The 20,227-nt window shown below is 49.3% G+C and carries 20 protein-coding genes; 3 read left to right on the forward strand and 17 right to left on the reverse strand.

All coding sequences use genetic code 11. The annotated features are described in order from the left end of the window. Positions 1-93: 93 nt before the first annotated feature. Complete coding sequence (locus FH968_RS19410) at positions 94-783, reverse strand: LrgB family protein (protein WP_139882392.1); 690 nt, start codon at positions 781-783, stop codon at positions 94-96. Continuing rightward, positions 776-1,201, reverse strand: a complete 426-nt coding sequence (locus tag FH968_RS19415) for a CidA/LrgA family protein (protein WP_139882393.1) — start codon at positions 1,199-1,201, stop codon at positions 776-778. Before FH968_RS19415 ends, FH968_RS19410 begins: the two co-directional genes overlap by 8 nt. Before the next feature lie 103 nt (positions 1,202-1,304). On the opposite strand from FH968_RS19415, the gene FH968_RS19420 reads away from it, so the two are divergent. Then, entirely contained in the window at positions 1,305-2,192 is an 888-nt protein-coding gene (locus FH968_RS19420) for a LysR family transcriptional regulator (RefSeq protein WP_139882394.1), read from the forward strand. A gap of 109 nt (positions 2,193-2,301) precedes the next feature. On the opposite strand, the gene FH968_RS19425 is transcribed toward FH968_RS19420, so the two are convergent. The 4 genes from FH968_RS19425 to soxR form a co-directional block, all read right to left on the reverse strand. Beyond that, positions 2,302-3,948 (reverse strand): Na+/H+ antiporter, encoded by a 1,647-nt coding sequence (locus tag FH968_RS19425; protein WP_139882395.1) that lies wholly within the window; start codon positions 3,946-3,948, stop codon positions 2,302-2,304. Positions 3,949-4,210: 262 nt separating this feature from the next. After that, a complete protein-coding gene (gene ghxP, locus FH968_RS19430) occupies positions 4,211-5,560 on the reverse strand; it encodes a guanine/hypoxanthine transporter GhxP (RefSeq protein ID WP_139882396.1) in 1,350 nt (449 codons plus the stop codon). A gap of 351 nt (positions 5,561-5,911) precedes the next feature. Continuing rightward, the gene (locus FH968_RS19435) at positions 5,912-6,580 is read right to left on the reverse strand and encodes a glutathione S-transferase family protein (protein ID WP_139882397.1); all 669 of its coding nucleotides are present in this window, start codon (positions 6,578-6,580) and stop codon (positions 5,912-5,914) included. A 285-nt stretch (positions 6,581-6,865) separates the two neighbouring features. Next, entirely contained in the window at positions 6,866-7,321 is a 456-nt protein-coding gene (gene soxR, locus FH968_RS19440; protein WP_139882398.1) for a redox-sensitive transcriptional activator SoxR, read from the reverse strand. Between the two features lie 86 nt (positions 7,322-7,407). On the opposite strand from soxR, the gene soxS reads away from it, so the two are divergent. Beyond that, complete coding sequence (gene soxS, locus FH968_RS19445) at positions 7,408-7,731, forward strand: superoxide response transcriptional regulator SoxS (protein ID WP_139882399.1); 324 nt, start codon at positions 7,408-7,410, stop codon at positions 7,729-7,731. A 238-nt stretch (positions 7,732-7,969) separates the two neighbouring features. Continuing rightward, positions 7,970-8,251 carry a YjcB family protein gene (locus FH968_RS19450; RefSeq protein WP_139882400.1) on the forward strand — a complete coding sequence of 94 codons (282 nt, stop codon included), beginning with the start codon at positions 7,970-7,972 and terminating at the stop codon, positions 8,249-8,251. A 64-nt stretch (positions 8,252-8,315) separates the two neighbouring features. Here FH968_RS19450 and FH968_RS19455 read toward each other — a convergent pair whose 3' ends face one another. The 11 genes from FH968_RS19455 to FH968_RS23700 all read right to left on the reverse strand — a co-directional run. After that, positions 8,316-9,341 (reverse strand): LacI family DNA-binding transcriptional regulator, encoded by a 1,026-nt coding sequence (locus tag FH968_RS19455; RefSeq protein ID WP_139882401.1) that lies wholly within the window; start codon positions 9,339-9,341, stop codon positions 8,316-8,318. Positions 9,342-9,353: 12 nt separating this feature from the next. Continuing rightward, a complete protein-coding gene (locus tag FH968_RS19460; RefSeq protein ID WP_223271346.1) occupies positions 9,354-10,865 on the reverse strand; it encodes a tripartite tricarboxylate transporter permease in 1,512 nt (503 codons plus the stop codon). 13 nt (positions 10,866-10,878) lie between these two features. After that, positions 10,879-11,346 carry a tripartite tricarboxylate transporter TctB family protein gene (locus tag FH968_RS19465; RefSeq protein WP_139882402.1) on the reverse strand — a complete coding sequence of 156 codons (468 nt, stop codon included), beginning with the start codon at positions 11,344-11,346 and terminating at the stop codon, positions 10,879-10,881. A 51-nt stretch (positions 11,347-11,397) separates the two neighbouring features. Then, positions 11,398-12,369 carry a tripartite tricarboxylate transporter substrate binding protein gene (locus FH968_RS19470; protein ID WP_139882403.1) on the reverse strand — a complete coding sequence of 324 codons (972 nt, stop codon included), beginning with the start codon at positions 12,367-12,369 and terminating at the stop codon, positions 11,398-11,400. A gap of 17 nt (positions 12,370-12,386) precedes the next feature. Further along, complete coding sequence (locus FH968_RS19475) at positions 12,387-13,436, reverse strand: exo-alpha-sialidase (protein ID WP_139882404.1); 1,050 nt, start codon at positions 13,434-13,436, stop codon at positions 12,387-12,389. An 11-nt stretch (positions 13,437-13,447) separates the two neighbouring features. Beyond that, positions 13,448-14,374 carry a dihydrodipicolinate synthase family protein gene (locus tag FH968_RS19480; RefSeq protein ID WP_139882405.1) on the reverse strand — a complete coding sequence of 309 codons (927 nt, stop codon included), beginning with the start codon at positions 14,372-14,374 and terminating at the stop codon, positions 13,448-13,450. Positions 14,375-14,386: 12 nt separating this feature from the next. Then, the gene (locus FH968_RS19485) at positions 14,387-16,033 is read right to left on the reverse strand and encodes a signal transduction protein (protein ID WP_139882406.1); all 1,647 of its coding nucleotides are present in this window, start codon (positions 16,031-16,033) and stop codon (positions 14,387-14,389) included. 21 nt (positions 16,034-16,054) lie between these two features. Further along, positions 16,055-17,650, reverse strand: coding sequence for an FGGY-family carbohydrate kinase (locus FH968_RS19490; protein ID WP_139882407.1), 1,596 nt, complete (start codon positions 17,648-17,650; stop codon positions 16,055-16,057). 281 nt (positions 17,651-17,931) lie between these two features. Then, positions 17,932-18,708, reverse strand: a complete 777-nt coding sequence (locus FH968_RS19495) for an ABC transporter substrate-binding protein (RefSeq protein WP_139882408.1) — start codon at positions 18,706-18,708, stop codon at positions 17,932-17,934. Between the two features lie 15 nt (positions 18,709-18,723). Beyond that, the gene (locus FH968_RS19500; RefSeq protein WP_139882409.1) at positions 18,724-19,902 is read right to left on the reverse strand and encodes a M20 aminoacylase family protein; all 1,179 of its coding nucleotides are present in this window, start codon (positions 19,900-19,902) and stop codon (positions 18,724-18,726) included. Between the two features lie 102 nt (positions 19,903-20,004). Further along, positions 20,005-20,227, reverse strand: a 223-nt coding sequence (locus tag FH968_RS23700; protein WP_223271347.1) for a hypothetical protein, incomplete at its 5' end; no start/stop codon positions are given.

Consider the following 20,227-nt stretch of genomic DNA (forward strand, 5'->3'; position numbering starts at 1 on the left):
TTCAATCAACCTCGATTTTTTCTGATCTACATGCCGCCCTTCACAATTCCTCGCTCACCAGGCGGTGACTATTTGCCACCCACCGCAGTATGTTCAAAACATCAGCCAGCCGACCAAGGGTGCCACCAGCACCATTAAAATGCCGGAGAACATCATCACCAGGCTTGCGACCACGCCCTCCTGCGGGCCAAGCTCGTAAGAACGCGCAGCGCCTGCACCGTGGGAAGCCGCGCCAAACCCGGCACCTTTCGCCATTCCTTCACGGATCGCGAGGCGTAAAAACAGCACATCACCCACCGCCATCCCGAATACACCGGTCACCACCACAAATAAAGCCACCAGCTCCGGTTGCCCACCGAGCGGTTTTGCCGCCGCCAGCGCAAATGGCGTGGTGATTGAGCGCACCGCCAGGCTACGCTGAATTTCATCCGATAACGTAAAAAGCCGCGCCAGCCAGACAGAACTGGTTACAGCAACCACCGTTGCGGTGATAACCCCAGCGGAAAGCGACAACCAGTGGCGTTTAATCACGTTGAGATTGTCATAAACCGGCACCGCAAACGCGATGGTGGCCGGGCCAAGCAACCACAGTAGCCAGTGGGTTTCACCCATGTAATTTTGATAAGAGATATGGCCCAAAACTAACATCGCTACCAGCAATAACGGAGTGAGTAGCAGCGGCATAAGCGGTAATTTACGAAAGCGGCGATACAGTCTTTTATTGGCAAAATAGAGCCCAAGCGTGATAACCAGACACAATAGACTTAACTGAAAATTACTCACCCTGAGCCTGCCTGCGGGCAATACGCGCCAGCTCATAACGGTACACTTTATCCACTACCAGCACCGTTGAACCCAGCACCAGCACAGTGCTAATGGCAATGACCAGGAAAATACGCCAGCCATCGACCATCAGTAATTCGGCGTAATTCACTACCGCCACAACAGCGGGAACAAAGAACAGTAACATTTCTGCCAGCAACCAGCGCGAACCTGCTCGTATCCATTTTAATGGCACCACGCGGCAAACAATCATCAACAACATCAGTAGCATGCCCACCAAATTTGCCGGAAGCGGCAAATGCCAGAGGTCAACTAACCATTGTGCAAACAGAAAAATAACGACGTACAGAGCAACTTGTACCGGAACCTGAATACGGCTAATCAAAACAGGCGTAAAACCACGTAACGCCAGAGCCATGAGAGTGGCACTCCAAAAAAATGTGAGGTGGCGATTATAGTTAGCTCACTGGATTGGTTGAAATGAATTAAAATCATCAGAGGTATAGTCAACAGGAATAGTTATGGACATCAGGACACTGCGTTATTTTGTTGAGGTGGTTCGCCAGCAAAGTTTTACCCGCGCTGCCCAGAAGATGTTTGTCACTCAGCCAACCATCAGCAAGATGCTGCGCAACCTCGAAGATGAGCTGGGTTGTACGCTGCTCATCCGTGATGGTCGCAAATTGTTGCTGACGGATACCGGTGAAGTTGTTTATCAGCGAGGATTGGCTATTTTGGCGGAATTTCGCCAACTAGAAGCCGAACTTGGCGACATTAACCATCTGAATAAAGGTGTACTGCGCCTCGGCATTCCACCGATGGTCGGCATGATGATGGCAGGTCCCATAAGTCTCTACCGCCAACGCTACCCTGCCGTTGAGCTGAAGATTTCTGAATTTGGCGGGTTAACGGTGCAACAAGCGGTGCTCAATGGCGAGCTGGATTTAGCCATGACGGCACTTCCCGTAGACGACGAGCATACTTTTTCGACTCTGCCGTTACTCCACAATCCGCTATGCGTCCTGGTACCGCGTTCCGGCCCATGGACGTCACGCGAAAGCATCGACCCCATTGAGCTCGCCGCCCATCCTTTACTTATCTACAACGAAGACTTCGCATTAAGCCGCCAGCTCATTCAACTGTTTCACGAGCATGGATTTACGCCGCGTATTGCGGTGCGTAGTGGGCAATGGGATTTCCTGGCGGCCATGGTGCAGGCAGGAGTTGGGCTTGCGATTCTGCCAGAGACTATTTGTCAGAAGCTGGATAAAAACACGCTGATGTGGCTGCCATTAAATAGCGATTTAACATGGCAGTTGGCAATGATTTGGCGGGAAGGGGTTTATATTTCGCGCAGTGCGCAAGCGTGGATTGCGTGCTGTAAGGAGTTTTGGCCGGAGCATCCGTAGAATGCCTCAATCCCAGTAAAAAATGTCGGATGTCGCTACGCTAATCCGACCTACGAAATACAGTTGTAGGGGGGGATTAGCGCAGCGACATCCACCACATTTGTACCCGCTACTGTTGCTCTATCAGCAGCGTTTCGAGCAAATCCAGATCGTGCAGTAGCTTCATCAGCGTCTCGTTGCTGATTTTTTTCGTGGCTCGCAAATGGTATAGCTCGGCGCGTTCTGAACGAAGTGCTGCCAGGCGGAAGCGGCGCTCAAGGTTATCTTCAAGCTCGCTGCTTTCTACATCGTTGCGCCCGTCGGCCCTGCGGCGCAAATTACCGATAACACGCGAACTCACCTCTTTTAGCAGTTGATCGTCAATGTTCTCATTAACGTCAGAATGCAGGCGTTCTTCCATTTTCTGAATCGCGACAATAGCCACTTCTGCGGTTGCAGCGCGGGCGATGCGATCTTCTTTATGCGCCATTAATTTGTCGGGAACTTCCACGTTATGCAGCAAAATCGGCAGCATTATGACCCCGGCAAACAGCGAGAATAGAATCACGCCAGCCGAAAGGAAGATAAGCTCATAACGCGCCGGGAATGGCGTTCCGTCACCTAATAGCAGTGGAATAGAAAGTACACCAGCAAGCGTGATTGCCCCGCGAACCCCGGCAAATGACGCAATCGCCAGTTCACGTGTGGAGTAAGAACCGAACTCCAGCGGACGTTTTTTCATAAAACGTAGACTGATGCGTTTCATTGTCCACAGCCACAAGAAACGAACCCCAATCAGGGCGAAATAGATAAGTCCGATATCAAGGAACAGTATCCACAATTCCACGTTCGGATCGGCGTTTGCCGCCGCAACCGAGGTGGTCAAAATACCCGGTAATTGCAGTCCTAACAGCAAGAACACCATGCCGTTGAACACAAATTCGAGCATCGCCCAAACGCTGTTTGCACGCAGCCGCATCGCCAACGGAGCGCTGCGTAACACACCGGAACGCGTGATGGTCATCCCCGCAGCAACCGCGGCCAGAATACCGGAAACACCGATATGTTCAGCAATCAGATAAGAAGCGAACGGCAGCAGTAACAGCAGCAGAATTTGCGTTGCAGGTTCGTCACCGCTCCAGCGGCTCATCAGGCGCAGCGATTTACCGTATAACCAACTAACGGCGATACCTGCCAGCAGGCCGCCAATTGCGACTTTGAAGAACTCAACAGTTGCGCCACCAACGGTAAACACCATGGTGCCGACGGCTACCGCGACTGCCATTTTCAGCGACACCAGACCGGAGGCATCGTTCATCAACGCTTCGCCCTGCAAAATCCCCATGATTTTCTTAGGAATGCGCCCTTCCCCGACAATACCGGAAAGCGCCACGGCATCCGTTGGCGAGAGCACTGCCGCAAGCGCAAATGCAGGAATGAGCGGGATACCCGGCACCAGATAGTAAATCAGGAAGCCAATACCCACGACGGTAACCAGCACCAATACAAGCGCCAGCCCGATGATTTCTCGCCCGTGGTGGAGAAATTCATTCGTCGGTGTTTTCCAACCATCAGCAAACAGCAGCGGCGGAATAAACAACACCAGGAACAGTTCAGGGTTGAAATCAACATGCAAACCGAAGTGTGGCCAGGCGAGCAGTGCGCCTATCGCAATTTGCATTAACGGAAGCGGGATCTGGAATGGCAGCATGCGCGTTGCCACACCAGAAAGCGAAACCACAAAAGTCATGATGAGAATAGTGAAGAAAATTTCCATGCTTTCCTTAGTCGCGGTATTTCGTGAAACCCTTTTCGTAGGATCTTATTTTACCTAATAGTAAAACAATTTTTTATACCGGAAGGAAACAGGAAAAGACTTGAAAGGAGGAAAAGGAGTGGGAAGGAAAACTGTTTACTCTAAATAATTCAAGTTGCAGGTAGGCGGCAAGGGAACGAATCCCCAGGAGCTTACATAAGTAAGTGACTGGGGTTCGCAAGTGCAGCCAACACCCCTGCAGCTTGAAGTATGACGAGTAAAATTAAATAGCCCAGCCGCCTGCGTAGAATGCTACCAATGCGATAGCGATAACTACGGTGCCGATGTTCAGCTTACGCCACTCACCAGACACCACGCGGCCAATCACCAGCGAAGCAAAACCAATCATAATGCCGGTAACGATGTTGCAGGTCAGCACGATGAATACCGCAGTAATCAAGCCAGCCATTGCATCAACGAAATCAGCGAAGTCGATTTTTGCCACGTTGCTCAGCATCAGCAAACCTACGTACATCAGCGCCGGAGCGGTAGCGTATGCAGGAACCAGATAAGAGAGCGGGGAAAGGAACAGAATCAGCAGGAACAACACACCTACGGTGATAGCTGTCAGGCCGGTTTTACCACCAGCAGCAGTACCTGCCGCAGATTCGATATATACCGCAGCTGGAGCCGCCCCCACCAAACCTGAGAACACAGAACTCAGGGAGTCGGTAGTCAGCGCTTTACCACCATCAATGATTTGACCGTCTTTATCCAGCAGATTTGCCTGGCCCGCAACAGCACGGATAGTGCCGGTTGCATCGAACACCGCAGTCATAACCAGAGCCAGAACGCTTGGTAGAACCACTGGATTCAACGCACCCATAATATCCAGGCTGCCAATCAGGGAATTACCCGCTTCGTCTTTCAAAGACGGCATAGCGAAGATGCCAGAGAAATGTACCGTTGGGTCGAAGATTAGGCCAAAGATTGAAATACCGATGATAGTCAGCAGAATGCCGCCCGGTACTTTCAGTTTCTCCAGACCAATAATCACCGCGAGGCCAATCAGCGACATGATTACCGGGAAGCTGGCGAAATGTCCGAGTGCTACTGGCAAGCCATCAAGTGGGTTCTTGATAACCAGGCCGACACCGTTTGCGGCAATCAGCAGCAGGAACAGGCCGATACCGATACCGGTACCGTGCGCAACGCCCATCGGCAAGTTACGCAAAATCCAGCTACGAATACCGGTTGCAGAGATGATGGTGAACAGCACGCCCATCAGGAACACAGCGCCTAATGCAACCGGAACGCTGATGTGTTGACCCAGCACCAGGCTAAATGCGGTGAACGCAGTCAAAGAAATGGCGCAACCAATTGCCAACGGCAGGTTCGCCCACAGGCCCATAACAAGAGAACCAACACCGGCTACCAGGCAAGTCGCCACAAAGACCGCCGCAGGTGGGAAACCTGCTTTACCGAGCATGCCCGGTACAACGATCACGGAGTACACCATCGCGAGGAAGGTGGTTAAACCCGCCACTACTTCCTGACGAACGGTACTGCCACGTGCAGATATTTTGAACCAGGCGTCAAGACCGCCGGTTGCACGCGGAGAATGATTAGACATAGTGAAAAATCCCCTGAGATTTTTATGATTACGTTGGTATACGTGGTGGACAACCCACTGCCAATTAAACGTCAGATCCCTGTGCTGCGTTTGTGACAAAAAAGGGCGTCACAAAAAAAGCAAACGTTTAACTCCGCGTATACAAACTGGGCGTGAAAATTAAGGCAAACGATTATCCGGCCTTATTACATCGGTTTTCAACCGAACTTTGCCGCTTTTTGCCGAAAAAAGCGTTAGCGGGTGAAATTATCGCCACCTCATGCGCAAACGTTATCGTCGATGCGCAATTTAGCAACAAAGATGCAAGATACCGGTAATGATTTTATCTGGCTCATAGGATTTTTCGATGTATCAACCGCCGGGAATTTCGAAGGGTCCGCCCTGTTGGATTGTTCGTTGCCAGGCCGGGCGCAGTTGTACTTTTTTAAACCAATTCTGGAGATTCGGTAAATCATTAATACCACCGCGAGCAAGCAAAGCGACGACAGGGAAACTCATCTGGATGTCCGCCGCACTGAATGATTGCCCGGCAAACCACGGATTTTTTTGTAGCGAATCTTCGAGGTAACGCGCATGAGTCAAAATCTGCTTATTCAGATAGGCTTTTTGTACACCCTGCCCCAGTAAATTCCCTACCGGGCGTAGCAACCACGGAACCGGTTCTTTTCCCAGGCTGCCAAACACCAGTTTCATCATTAATAACGGCATCAGCGATCCTTCGGCGTAATGCAGCCAAAAGCGATAACGCAGCTTTTCCTCATTGGAAATAGGTTTAAAGCGACTTTCGGGATCATAGGTTTCTTGCAGGTATTCAATAATCGCCCCCGATTCTGCGAGGATATTGCCATTATCTTCCACCACTGGTGACTTCCCCAACGGATGCACGGCTTTTAGCGACTCTGGTGCCAGCATGGTTGATTCACGTTGATAGCGAACAATCTGGTACGGTACCTGGAGTTCTTCAAGCATCCATAAAATGCGCTGTGAGCGGGAGTTATTGAGATGATGAACGATAAGCATGAGTTAACCTTCTGTTTAGCAAGATGAGTTAACTATAGGCATATGTGGGAAGAGTGAAGTATTAGAATTGTTCAAAAAACATGCAAAATAGCCTTGAAACCTGGCAGAGTCGATCTACAATTAAATTGTCAGTGCAATCCGGAACCTCCTGAGAACGTGTGATTGAGGGACGCTGATGTCGGGGGAAACCCTCCTTGCGAAAAGCGGGATAGATCGAAAGACAAAGACCGGGAATAAACTAAAGCGCCGATGTTGGGCGCTTTAGTTTTGCATCTAATTCCATTTTTAATCTTCTAAAAGACGCGCCCCCGTCCCCTCTTGACCTAACTTATCGCCAGGATTTCGCAACGGACAGTCAGCACCAGACAAACAGCCACAACCAATACAGCCATCTAATTCATCTCGCAACGCCGTTAATGTATGAATGCGCCGTTCCAGTTCTTCACGCCATTGAGACGACATTTTTTTCCAGTCGTTTTTATTTATTTTGTGCCCATCAGGCAGCACTCCAAACTCTTCGCCAATGGTCGCCAGCGGAATACCGATGCGCTGCGCGATTTTAATGATGGCGACATTTCGCAGCACATCACGCGTGTAACGTCGTTGATTCCCGCTATTACGTACGCTTCTAATTAACCCTTTGCTTTCATAAAAGTGCAACGCAGAAACAGCCACACCACTTCGACTGGCGACTTCTCCCGGACTCAGTAAAGATTTAAAGCGTGGTGATTTCTTTTCCATAATGCTCTTTACCTCAAGTTAACTTGAGGAATTATACTCGCTGCCAACAGAACCTGCTAATCAACAACCAGGCTTGAGGATGGCTTATGGCACATCAGGATATTATTCACACATTGACTGAATGGATTGACGATCACATTGATCAGCCGTTGAACATTGACGTTGTGGCAAAAAAATCAGGATATTCAAAATGGTATCTTCAACGGATGTTCCGTACCGTACAGCGCCAGACATTGGGTGAATACATTCGACAGCGCCGTCTGTTGATGGCTGCCAAAGAACTACGCGACACACAGCGGCCAATTTTTGATATTGCGATGGACTACGGTTACGTTTCCCAGCAAACCTTTTCACGCGTTTTCCGTCGTGAATTTGACCGGACTCCGACTGATTACCGCCATCACGCCTAAGGGTATTTGCAAAAGAATTACTGCCTGAAAACTCGATAAATTGGGTCAGAAAATGCGTCGCAGAACTGGCGATTAAAAGAACAAATGTGATATAGTTCACAAATCCTGTGAGACAGGATTTTTCTTACATTTCTGCACCCCACTCATTCCCCTGACGGTCCCTGAGCTGTATTTGTCGCGCCTTGTGTCGCGCATAACCGTTGAGCGTGATGAGTTATGCAATCGAGGAACAGTTTTCATGGCGGCAATCACTACCAGCGTTTTGCTCATGCGCTGGCCTTTAGTCAGTGCGGTTTTGATGTTTTTAGCCAGCACGTTGAATATTCAATTTCGCAAATCCGACTACGCGTTTTTAGCGGTCGTTAGCAGTGGTCTGGGTATCACTGCATCTTTGTGGTTTGCGATGGGTTTATTAGGGCTGACTTTGGCTGATTTCCCAGTAATCTGGGCATCGTTCAAGGACATCATGCTTGAAATCATGAGCCATACCCCGCCTGAATGGCCGATGGTGTTGACCTGATTTAGTGAGATTAGAAAATGTAAAGGGCCTCTGTGTAATACAAGGCCTTTTTTGTTTTTGTTGATTACCGCCTCCCTTCCTGCGCGTTCACCGTGCTTTGCCTGAATACCAACTCAGCTTTAGCTCGGCTGCCCGGCGGTTCATCATTATTAGCGATTTTTTCCAGCATTAACTGACAGGCTTCTTGTGCAAGTCGCTTCTCGTTTTGCCGCATCGACCAAATATTGTTGGCGAGGAAGCTCAACATAATATTGTCATCAAAAGTGCCAATATTAATTTCGTGGGGAATGTAGCCATACCGCTCACGCAGAACACCCAACGCACCCTGTAAAATCGGCAGTGATGAGGCAATAAAGCGTTGCGGCCAGGTACGATGGGTGTCGATGTAGTCCGCCATCAATTTCTCCCCGTCGCTCAACTGGTTATGCCCGGCGCTGCTGATGCAATCGGGTGTAAGTTCAATCCCGTGCTGCTCCATCGCCGCACGATATCCTGTTAAACGGTCAACAATAGAGGGTGATTCAGGATCACCGACAAAGAATTGAATCGGTGCCTGGGTGTGGTTCAGCATCGCATCCGTCAGCCGATAGCCGCTATCTACGTTGTCAGTCACCACGCAACATGTGCCTTCTACACCAAAATCCCGATCCAGAAACACGAGCGGTTTCAGACAATTTTTCAGGTAATGAGCCTGGCTTACCGCATTCGTCGACACCACAAAAATCCCATCGACGTTGCGATTTTCCAGCGATTTCACCAGCAAATTTTCATAGGCCGTGTCGTTATTGGTGCAGCTAATCATCAGCTGATAACCCTGTTCACGGCAGCGAGCTTCCAGTACTTCGGCCAGTGCGGAAAAGAAAGGGTTCGACAAGCGCGGGATGACCAGACCGAAGGTATCCGTTTTATTAAGCTTTAAGCTGCGCGCAGCAAGATTGATGGTATAGCTATGTTTTTTAACGTAGCTATTGATTCTTTCCTGGGTCTTTTCGCTGATGCGATATTTCTGCGCATTGCCATTCAAAACGGCACGAACCGTTGTGATAGAGACGCCAAGATCCATGGCGATTTGCTCAATTGTCTTTGCCAATCTGACTCTTCCTTAGCTGGTTTGTTTACGCCATAAGGCTTTTAAACGTGGACCAAAAATCGGTAACAGCAGCGTCAGTATCGCGATACCTAAAAATACCGCACAAACCGGACGCGTCAGAAATATCATCGGGTCTCCTTCAGAAATAACCAGCGCGCGGCGGAAATTCGACTCGGCCATCGGCCCAAGAATAATACCGATAACGATAGGCGACATCGAAAAATCCAGTTTGATGAGGATGTAAGCCGCAAGACCTGCGCCCATCATGACAAACACATCGGTCATGTCGTGGTTAACGGAATAAGCGCCGACGGAACACAGAACAAAAATAATCGGCACCAGCACGCGGCGCGGCACGCTCATTACTTTGGCGAACAAACGCATTCCCATGAAGCCCATAATGCCCATGAAGATATTGGCAGCAAACAGCCCAATGAAAATGGAGTTAACTTCAACTGGATGGTCGGTGAATAACTGCGGCCCGAGTGCTAATCCCTGCACCATAAATGCGCCCATGATAATTGCCGTCGCGCCATCGCCTGGAATACCGAGCGTCATTAGCGGCACCATTGCGCCACCAGCAACGGAGTTCGCGCCCGCCTCCGGAGCGGAAACGCCTTCAGGTGAACCGTGACCAAACTCCTCCGGGTGCTTAGACCAACGTTTTGCTTCGTTATAGGCAATGAACGAGGCAATATCGCCACCAGTTCCAGGAATTGCGCCAATACCAGTCCCAATGATCGATGAACGAATATAAGTCGGCATTACGCGTTTAATGTCAGACCAGGTTGGCAGTATGCGATCAATTTTACTTTTAGTTTGGCGCACAATACCCGCCAGGCGTTCGCGATGGTCTTCCTCGAGACTTAATAAACCTTGAGAGAAAGCAAACAAACCAACCAGCACCGGAATAAATGAAATTCCGCCCATCAAATAAATGGAATCAAAGGTAAAGCGCATGCCGCTGGTCATTGGGTCAAGACCAATGGTGGCAATAAATAAGCCGAGTACACCGCCCATTAATCCTTTAATAATCGATTGTGACGAAACGCTGGTAATAATACTGATGCCGAATATCGCGAGTGCAAAATATTCTGCTGATGAAAATCCGGTCGCGACTTTGGCAAGTAACGGGGCAATTAATACCAGCGCGATGGTGCTGAACACGCCGCCAAACATAGAAGCCAATGTTGATAGCCCTAATGCGCGGCCTGCTTCGCCCTTCTTCGCCATTGGGTAGCCATCAAGCACGGTGGCAGCCGATGCTGGTGTACCCGGGGTACTTATCAAAATTGCCGTAATTGAACCGCCATAAACTGCGCCACAATATACGCCCAGCAACATAAGAATACCGGTCATTCCCTGGAAGGAATAAGTTAGCGGTAGCAGCAAAGCGATACCCATATTCACCGTTAAACCGGGAAGCGCACCGATGATGATCCCCGCCAGAACCCCCAGCAAAATCATGCCAGTCGTTTCTAAGCTGAATACGATCATCAGGGCATCAAGAATTTCGTTCATCATGACCTCTTATTACCTATTCGGAGAAAATCGATGCAGGCAACGGTGAATTAAAGACAACCTCAAATGAGACATAAATGCACAGGACAATCAGGGCAGTAGTAACCGCTAAAAATAGCGGTCGGCGTTCACCCATTACCCACATAATGGTGGGAATTAAAATGAGCGACGAAGCAATAAACCCGGCATAACAAAGTGCAACCGCGTAAATGACCATCAACACGGTGACGCCGTAGGCTTTGCGAACTGGAAATGAACTGAGATCGGCTTTCTCGTTATTGGCAGCAGCATTAGCGCGTTGTAAATAAACGCTAATCAACTGGATAACACCTAAACCAATAAACAACCAGGCCAGGCAATAAGGCCAGAAGCGCTCACCTAATATTCCGTTTTCATCAAACATCGGCATATTGCGCGAGAGAAATATAATCGCAACCCCCAAAACCAGAGAGAACATCCCAACAAAAATATTCTGCGTTCGCATTGTCGAATCTCCCTCCTGCCGTAAAACGGCAGGAGCCTCTATATGGATTGATTACTGTTTCTTGGTTTCGGCAATCAATTCGCCGTACATGGCGTCATCTTCTTTCATCATGGTGTATGCATCGTCACCAGCAATCACGACCGGCATAATGCCTTGTTTCTTCAGTGCTTCCTGGTAAGCAGGTGTTTTAACCACCTCGGTGAAGGTCTCAACCAGTTGTTTCTTAATGTTGTCGTCAACTTTCGCCGTCGTTGCCAGAACAGCCCAGGCGCGCATTTTGACGTTTACATCCAGATTCAGCGCTTCTTTAAATGTTGGAACGTCCGGGAATAATGGGAACCGTTTTTCATCCATTACACCGAGCACTTTTAATATACCGGCATCAACCTGCGATTTAACGGAACCCGGCGTAGTTAATACTGCATCAATATGCTCGCCAACCAGTGCGGCAATAGAAGGGCCAGTACCTTCGTTATAGGGAATACGGTTAAATTTAGTGCCAGTGATTTTTTCGATATTTATCGTCGCGAGATCGTAAATCGCGCCCATACCGGAGTTACCCACTTTGATTTTCCCGGGGTTTGCTTTAGCGGCATCAATAAATTCTTGCAGCGTGTTATACGGTGATTTGGCATTAACAACGACGGCAACCGGATCGGCAATGGTCGTGACAATCGGGGTAAAATCTTTATAGGTGACAGGCGATTTCCCCTGGTGCGGGAACATGGCTAACTCGACGGTCGTCATTACCAGTTTATAGCCATCCGGGCGCGCTTTAGCGACTTCCAGCAGCCCCGTAATTCCGTTGCCCGCAGGCTTATTCACCGGGACCATCATGGTGCCAGACGGCATTTTGTCGCGCGCAAATTCAATGACTGTACGCGCAGAAGTATCAGTGCCCCCGCCCGGATTTTTTGGGATGACAACATCAATATTCTTTTTTGGGTAAGTCAGGGTTTGTTCGGCATGCACCGCGCCAAATGGCAGCAACATGAGTAGGGCACATAACAGGTTCTTATTCATAGGGTGCTCCGCTGTTTTTATTTATTGTGGGTAATTTGTTGGTAAACGATATTTGTACGATTAAATGTCCAGGTCAGATGTAAAACGTCCCCCTCGGCAATAATGGCTGGATAGGAAAATTCACCTTTGTTGTGCTCCAGAGCCCAGGATTGCGACCACGTAGCACCATTATCTTGCGATTCCAGCAAGGCAATCGGATAACGGCGTCCCCAGTTTCCCTCAATGGGATTACACGCCAAAACCAGCGTTCCGCAGTCCAGACGCACCACATCAATTCCACTGTTATTATTGGGAAGCCCAGTGGCCCAGGCAGTACTCCAGCTACGACCATAATCAACAGAATCAGTACGGTAGATCTTTCCACGCGTGCTGCGTAGCAACGCGTGAATATTTCCCGGTTGCGATTCCCACAACGTGGGCTGAATCACACCATCCCAGGCGAACACTTGCTGTAAGTCGCATTCCCAGAGGGCATTTTCTTTGAGTCCCTGCCAGACATTTTCATCGGCGGCTTGAACAGGTTGCTGATGCTCAAAAGGAATATCGACTTTGTACCAGGTCTGCCCGTTATCGGCACTTAAATCGACAAACGCATCCCAGTGCTGGTTATCTTCTGTGGAACCCGGCGCTAACCACTCACCGTTGCTCATCACCAGAATTTTATTTTTCACCGGGCCACGCGGTTTCTCATCACCGTTGATTAACGAACGCGGCTCGCTCCAGTTCAGGCCGCCATCGTGTGAAACGGCCACTCGCGTGGTCCAGCTGTGTACGTCCGGCCCGACTTTATAAAACAGCCACACAGCCCCCTGTTGGTAATGCAGCACTGGGTTCCAGTGCGCAACACCGGGTTCCGCCATGATCCGTTGAGCGGGGTGCCATTCACCGTTTTCCGAACGTACGAGCCAAATAGCGGTATCGCCGCAACCCTCTTTAGCTCCGGCAAAAAATGCCACCAGCACGGTTTTTGGTTCCGGCAACACCACAAGCGTAGAGGCATGGCATTGCGCAAAATCCGTTTGTGATTCAGGCAGTAAAAACTGGCGGCTTTTTTGTGCAAAAGACATCAACTATCTCCTTATATCGCCAGTGTTTTCTGAATGTCGCGACCCAATTGCACCATGCTATCTATCGCCTGTGGGAAGAAAGTTTCACGATAACCCTGGCTGCTGCGCACCCTGCAAATATCGGTCGAGAAATTGCCTATCTGCTGTTGGAAAGATTTTGCACAAACCGGGTAATCCAGGCTTTCAGCCAGCGCCGCCGTGGAAAGATAGTCGGCCAGGCGCTGTGCTTTTTCCGGCTGGCTTTGGAAATTTTCATACAGCCAGACATATAGCTCGGGGTGGAAGTTCGCCATCACGCCACTATAAGCCTTGCAGCCAGCCTGCAACGACGCCAGCAACGTTTGGCTGTTGGCATTAGCCAAATACAGGCGGCTGCCTTTGGTCAGTTCCAGACGGCGCTTTATCATTGGCAAGCTGCAACAGGTGTCTTTGATAAACGTGTAACGACCGCTTTGTGCACACCATGCAACAGTTTCTTCACTCAGCAGGCGCTTGTACGGGAAAGGACATTCGTAAATGCCCAGATCCACATGCTTTGGTACCTCTGCGGTCAGACGTTGTAGATTTGCCAGTGCCAGTGCGTCACTTTCACCTGCCAGAGCCAGGCGATTACTGATGAGGATTACCGCATCAACGCCGGAATCAGACATTTTAATCAACTGCTCGCGCTGGTGATTAAACGCATTTGCGGTATGGCCCGATGCCACAACCGGTAAACGCCCATCCACGCACTTCACCACAAACTTCACCAGTTCGAGGGACTCTTCATCGCTGAGGAAAAACATTTCACTCGACTGGCAATCGGCAAATAAACCGTGTACGCCAGCAGACAGATACCACTCGATCAAACGTTCCAGTGACGACCAGTCGATCTCTTTTTGCTCGGTAAATGGCGTTAACATCACCGGCCAGATACCACGGTATTTTTGTTCGTTCATCAACTCGTCCTCTTACAACAACCGACTCGCATCACCCGCAACCTGCACCCGAATGCCCTGGGTCAGTGACTGAGCGACAAAGGCCTGCAATACCGTTTGCAGATCGTTTTCTGGGACATAAGCAATCGTCAGGTGGTTACTTTGGTGCCCCGCCATCAGGTCGTCGCGTCCTACGCCATCAAGCGTTGCGTTCAGCAGCGGCCATTCGTAGCACGTTGCACGACGGCGGCGCTCGAACTCGCCAACAGGCAATTCCACTGCATGACCGGTGCCAATATGCATGATGACATCGCACCCTTCATAGTGCGCTCGCGCCCAGATAAAGCGCCCGGATTTACCCTGCCCGCAGATCGTTGAACCGCCGTACGGGAAGTACATCGCAGGCTGGCGATAACCCGTCGCACCGGCTATTCCACCTTTGAGGTGTTCAAACGGTACGGCACCCGAAATTTCCAGATCCCAATAGAAGACTCCCTGATAATCGCTGCCCCAACGGATATCGTGCAGCGTGGTTTCCGCAGGCAGAGAGAATGACGTTAATAAGCGCCACAGCATGGTTTGTGGAATGGCGGTGCCCATGTCCACTTCGTTAATACAAGGAATGGGCTGCCCGGCGCAGATGATATTTCCTTGTTCATCAGGGATCGGGAATCGTTCAGTTGAGCCAATGGCACCTTCGGCAAAATCAGAAGCCGCACAGCTATCTTTCAGCCCTTGCTGATACTGCACACCAACCGCAGACAAACCAAAACGCTGCACAAAGCGCGCCATCGCAATCATCATTGCGCACTGTTCTTTGACCTGTTCGCGGGTCAGTTCTTCGCGGTCATTTTCCCCAAACTGGAATTTCATGCCGCGTTGCTGATACCAGGCGAGGCACTCTTCGCGAAGTTCGTCCGGCACTTTTGCCATTTCAACCAAAAGCGCTGACTGAGACAGCGATTCGATTGGCATCCCGATATTCACCATCGCTTGCTGCGGGAATACGCCGTTAATCATTCCCATGCAGAAAGTGTCAAACAGGCCAAGGATCTCTTTGTTTTTCAGGATAAATTCACCGGCCTTACGCCCCATTCCGCCAGCGGCTGTCGCCATGACAGGATGCGTTGGTGAAACATCTTGCAGGTAACCTGTAGAGTGCTGTACCGAACCGTACCGCAGCCAGGTTTGCAGGCCAACAAGGAACAGTTCGTCATCAAAATTTTCTGACCACAGACGCGAGTAGGATTTACCCAGGCTAGTCAGCGAGCCTGCCAGGCACAACATCCCTACCAGACCCGGCCATGTACCATCAAAGTTTGCCAGCAGCAGAACCGGCCCTTTGTGATGAACCAGCGAAGGGGCGATGTGATGCGAATATTGCCAGGCGGTTAGCAGCACAATGACTGGGGCGTGTTCATCAATTTGAGCAAACAGCGAGCTGCCCTGGCGCTGGCTGCTAATAAACCCATGCCCGCGTTCTTCATCAATCGGATGCGCGCGTTTCATGCTGTAACCCAGGATGCTTAACGCGTCTTGCAATTTTGCTTCGTATTTTTGCTGTACCGGCCAGCAGGCGAGGTTCGCTGATTCGCGTAAGTCAGCGTTGGTCACCATCAGGATTTCATTTTTACCCGCAGTTATTTTTTGAGACACAGAAGGTAGAGTTTGCGTAATCACTTTCTTATTCCTTTTATGTAATTAATTAGCCACGAGGTATTGCTGCATAACAGCCTGATAGTGCTGCTGATCCTGATACATTTTCAGGTACACCTGATATTTCGCGTCGTGGAATGAGCGGTGTGTGTGGTCTGGTTCAATGGTTTTATTGAGTCTGACCATTGCCCTGGCCGCAGTAGAAAAGCTGTTGAATGCCTTGCAAGCAACCGCACCGTTGAGTGCAGCACCCAGCGTGACGGCATCTTCCTCTTCGACAAGGTGAATAGCGCGCCCGGTGGCATTGGCATATTCCCGTAACCAAAGCGGGTTTTTGCTCGCCCCGCCGCACAGTGTTATCGACTCGATTTGCTGCCCGTTTTGTTCCATGGTGTCGATGATATGGCGGGTGCCATAAGCGATGGCTTGCAGCGTGGCGAGATACAATCGCGCCAGCGCAGATTGACCTTTTTCGAGCGTTAACCCGGCGACCATACCTGTGGCGCTGGCATCTGAACGCGGCGAACGGTTGCCATGGTGATCGGCGAGAATATGCAGTTGATGCGTAGGGTATTTTTCAGCTTCTTCGAGTTCGGCAACCCATTGGTTAAGGATTTGATAGACGCTACAGCCCAGTGCTGCGGCTTCGCCATTCAGTGCGGGCCACGCATCGCTTTGCATTACTGTCCAGTCAACCAATGCCCCTGCCGCACTTTGCCCGCCTTCGTTCAGCCACCAACCCGGATACATCGCCGCAAAATAGGGACCCCAAACGCCGGGTACTGATTTAGGTTCCGGGCTAACAATCATGTGACAGTTGGATGTGCCGCTGATGATGGCAAGGTTCGCTTCGGGAGCGGCGGCGACTAATGCCAGGCCACCGGCATGGGCATCAATCAAACCGCTGGCGACAACCGCATTAGGGGTTAAACCCAACTGCGCTGCCACATCAGTGCGTAAAGTGCCGACCGCCTGCCCAACATGGATAATATCTGTTGGGATTTTATTAACTAAATCAGTTAGTTCTACTGATTCAAGCAAACTCTGACTGAAGCTTTCTTCATGGGCCAGATAGTTCCACTTGCAGGTCAGTGTGCAAACACCCGCCGCATCCACGCCAGTGGCTCGCCACACCAGATAATCTGCTAAATCAAAGAAGCGCCAGGTGGACGCATAACGCTCCGGATAGTGTTTTTTCAGCCAGAGGATTTTGGGTAATTCCATCTCAATGCTGACCTGCCCACCAACGTATTGCAGTGCCGAATCATTCGTTTCGTTGATACGTTGAGTTTCTTCACCTGCACGGTGATCCATCCACATCACAATGTCGTGGTCAGCATTGTCTTCTTCACCAACCGCTACTGGCTGCCCACAGTCACCTACCGCCACCAGTGAGCAAGTCGCATCAAATCCAATGGCAACAACTTGCTGTGGTTGAACACCTGCAAGGCTTACCGCCTCGCGCACCGTGGTGCAAACCTGCTGCCAGATATCGCTGGAAGATTGCTCTACTCGATTAGGCTGGTAGTGGAACTGCTGAATAGGGCGAACAGAAAACGCCAGACGGGTCCCTTCCGTAGTAAAAATTCCCGCTCTGACACTTGCTGAACCTACATCAACGCCAACAAATAATTTAGTCATTTTATTGCTCTCATCGGCTACTGCGTCGAGAAAGCATATTGGTTAAGTGAATAGTTAAACACAACCACACGCTGTTTGTTTTGTGATCAATTCGACATGATTAAAAAACCTTCAAATGAAGATAAATAGTTAATAATTTGTTTTTATTGTGTTTTATTGAGATCGTTTTTTGTTCGATTTTTACTGCGTCGTGACAGCTTAAATGCCATCACGAAGGGGAAAAGGAGCACCAATGCAGAATAATTATTTCTGAACGGTGCTCAACTTAATTATTGATAAGATTACGTTCCGGAATAAATATCAAAACTAAAGTATTTATCCGCGAGTTTCTTATAGGTTCCATCTGCAATAATCTGACTTATTGCACCATTAAGCGCTTCGCGTAGTTCTGTATCGTCTTTTCTCAGACCAATTGCAGCACCGGCACCAAACAATTCCTGGTCCTGTAATGCGCCACCAATCATAGCAAAATCTTTACCCTGCGGTTTATTCAGGAAACTGTACTCCGCCATCACGCCAGAAAGCACAGCGCCGTCAATGCGCCCAGATTCCAGGTCCTGAACAACTAAATCAGCGCCCTGGTAAGCAACAACATTCACGCCTGCATTACGCCAGTTTTTATTGGCATAAGTTTCCTGAGCAGAACCCTGCTCGACACCAATCGTTTTACCTTTTAACTGCTCAAGTTCCGGTTTAATACTGGTATTTTTATGCGCAACCAGGAAAACTGGGCCATTATAAATTTTATCGGTAAATGCAATTTGTGCTTTTCGTTTTTCCGTCATGTACATACCAGACAGAATGGCATCAAATTTCCTCGCTTGCAGCGCCGGAATAATGGCATCAAAGTTATTTTCTACCCAAACACATTTAGCCTGAAGTTTCTCACAGATTGCATTTCCTAAATCAATATCAAAGCCAACAACTTTACCAGCTGCATCTTTTGACTCAAAAGGAGCAAACGTTGGATCAACACCAAAACGGATCTCTTTAATCGTATTTGCGAATACCGAACCTGTCGCCAGCAGAGCAATTAATGGCAGTATATATTTCTTCATAGTAGCTCCAGAGTATTAGTGACAATAGGTTTGGACTAAGCGGGAAAAGAATGATGCGCCGGTAGAAATAATGTCATCATTAAAGTCGTAGCCTGGGTTATGTATCATACAGCCACCTTTACTACCTCTTTCCCCATTCCCTAATAAGAAATAGCTGCCAGGTCTTTCTTGTAGCATGAAGGCAAAATCTTCACTGCCTGTCGAAGGAAGTACTTTATCGAGAACCGCATCTTTACCGAAAAATTCGATAGCCAATTCTTTGGCAAATGCCGTTTGTTCCTCATTGTTAATCAGTACTGGATAGGAGTCATAAACTTCCACTTCACAGCTCGCACCAAAGCTTTTCGTTGTCAGATCCGCGAGTTCTTCAATTCTTTTAATTAATAGATCGCGAATTTCCGGCTTCATGGCACGTACCGTTAATTCCATTACGGCGCTGTCTGGAATAACGTTTGATGCAATACCTGCATTGAACGTCCCTACGGTAACAATCGCCGTTTCGCCAGGCGTAACGTTGCGGGAAACAATAGTTTGCAACGCAGTAATTAATGCAGCACCTGTAACAATCGGGTCGACGGTATTTTGTGGATAAGCGCCATGACCGCCATAACCTTGAATGGTTATTTTTACGGTATCTGCCGAGGCCATGAAATTACCCGCATAAAACCCTAATTTTCCAACGGGTAATCCCGGCATGTTGTGCAGACCAAAAATACGATCGCAAGGGAAGCGTTCAAATAGCCCGTCTTTAATCATTAAATCCGCACCACCGATGGCTTCTTCCGCAGGTTGGAAAATAAGATGGACTGTACCGTTAAACTCACAGGCATTTGAGGCAATATACTTCGCTGCCGCTAATAAGATGGTGGTGTGTCCATCATGGCCGCAGGCATGCATTTTTCCGGGAACAGTGCTGGCCCAGGGTAAATTAGTTTCCTCGAAAATAGGTAGCGCATCCATGTCAGCACGCAGTCCAATAGATTTATTCGAGTCACCTTTTTTCAGAGAACCCACAACACCTGTAGTGCCTATTTCCCGTGTAACTTTATATCCCCAGCTTTCAAGTTGTTTCGCTACTAAATCGCTGGTTTTAAACTCTTCCAGACTTAGCTCTGGGTTGGCATGTAAATAATGACGTATAGCAATCATCTCATCTTCTGATGCTTTTATTTCTGGAATAACTAAATCCGTCATGTTGTTCTCCGGTGGAGTGTTATGTGTGTGTTTGCACAAATTAACTTATCCGGATAATGCTTTTATGCAAGCAGGATTTGTTAAGTGGCTGAACCACGAACATTACTCCATCAATTCAAACGACAGATTGGCTTCATTACTTTGACTGCGGGTAACACGGGCATCACTGTCTGTTAATACAGGTTCAATTTCCAGGCGTGCATTGAATACCTTTCCTTGTGCCAGCGTATTGCCTGTTACAGGAGAAAACATGGCGCCAGGAAGGAGCGTCAGGGTGCTTCCCGGTGCGCTCAGTAAACCTCCTGACTGCGACGTCAACGCCACC

It is taken from the genome of Buttiauxella sp. B2 (assembly GCF_006376615.1).
GTDB lineage: Bacteria > Pseudomonadota > Gammaproteobacteria > Enterobacterales > Enterobacteriaceae > Buttiauxella.

Bases quoted from the DNA above. Each gene is read 5' to 3' on its own strand.
- FH968_RS19415 (WP_139882393.1), bottom strand. From the start codon at position 1,201: ATGGCTCTGGCGTTACGTGGTTTTACGCCTGTTTTGATTAGCCGTATT.
- FH968_RS19480 (WP_139882405.1), bottom strand. From the start codon at position 14,374: ATGAACGAACAAAAATACCGTGGTATCTGGCCGGTGATGTTAACGCCA.
- soxS (WP_139882399.1), top strand. From the start codon at position 7,408: ATGGCACATCAGGATATTATTCACACATTGACTGAATGGATTGACGAT.
- FH968_RS19490 (WP_139882407.1), bottom strand. From the start codon at position 17,650: ATGACTAAATTATTTGTTGGCGTTGATGTAGGTTCAGCAAGTGTCAGA.
- FH968_RS19425 (WP_139882395.1), bottom strand. From the start codon at position 3,948: ATGGAAATTTTCTTCACTATTCTCATCATGACTTTTGTGGTTTCGCTT.
- FH968_RS19465 (WP_139882402.1), bottom strand. From the start codon at position 11,346: ATGCGAACGCAGAATATTTTTGTTGGGATGTTCTCTCTGGTTTTGGGG.
- ghxP (WP_139882396.1), bottom strand. From the start codon at position 5,560: ATGTCTAATCATTCTCCGCGTGCAACCGGCGGTCTTGACGCCTGGTTC.
- FH968_RS19500 (WP_139882409.1), bottom strand. From the start codon at position 19,902: ATGACGGATTTAGTTATTCCAGAAATAAAAGCATCAGAAGATGAGATG.
- soxR (WP_139882398.1), bottom strand. From the start codon at position 7,321: ATGGAAAAGAAATCACCACGCTTTAAATCTTTACTGAGTCCGGGAGAA.
- FH968_RS19495 (WP_139882408.1), bottom strand. From the start codon at position 18,708: ATGAAGAAATATATACTGCCATTAATTGCTCTGCTGGCGACAGGTTCG.
- FH968_RS19420 (WP_139882394.1), top strand. From the start codon at position 1,305: ATGGACATCAGGACACTGCGTTATTTTGTTGAGGTGGTTCGCCAGCAA.
- FH968_RS19450 (WP_139882400.1), top strand. From the start codon at position 7,970: ATGGCGGCAATCACTACCAGCGTTTTGCTCATGCGCTGGCCTTTAGTC.
- FH968_RS19435 (WP_139882397.1), bottom strand. From the start codon at position 6,580: ATGCTTATCGTTCATCATCTCAATAACTCCCGCTCACAGCGCATTTTA.
- FH968_RS19460 (WP_223271346.1), bottom strand. From the start codon at position 10,865: ATGATGAACGAAATTCTTGATGCCCTGATGATCGTATTCAGCTTAGAA.
- FH968_RS19470 (WP_139882403.1), bottom strand. From the start codon at position 12,369: ATGAATAAGAACCTGTTATGTGCCCTACTCATGTTGCTGCCATTTGGC.
- FH968_RS19475 (WP_139882404.1), bottom strand. From the start codon at position 13,436: ATGTCTTTTGCACAAAAAAGCCGCCAGTTTTTACTGCCTGAATCACAA.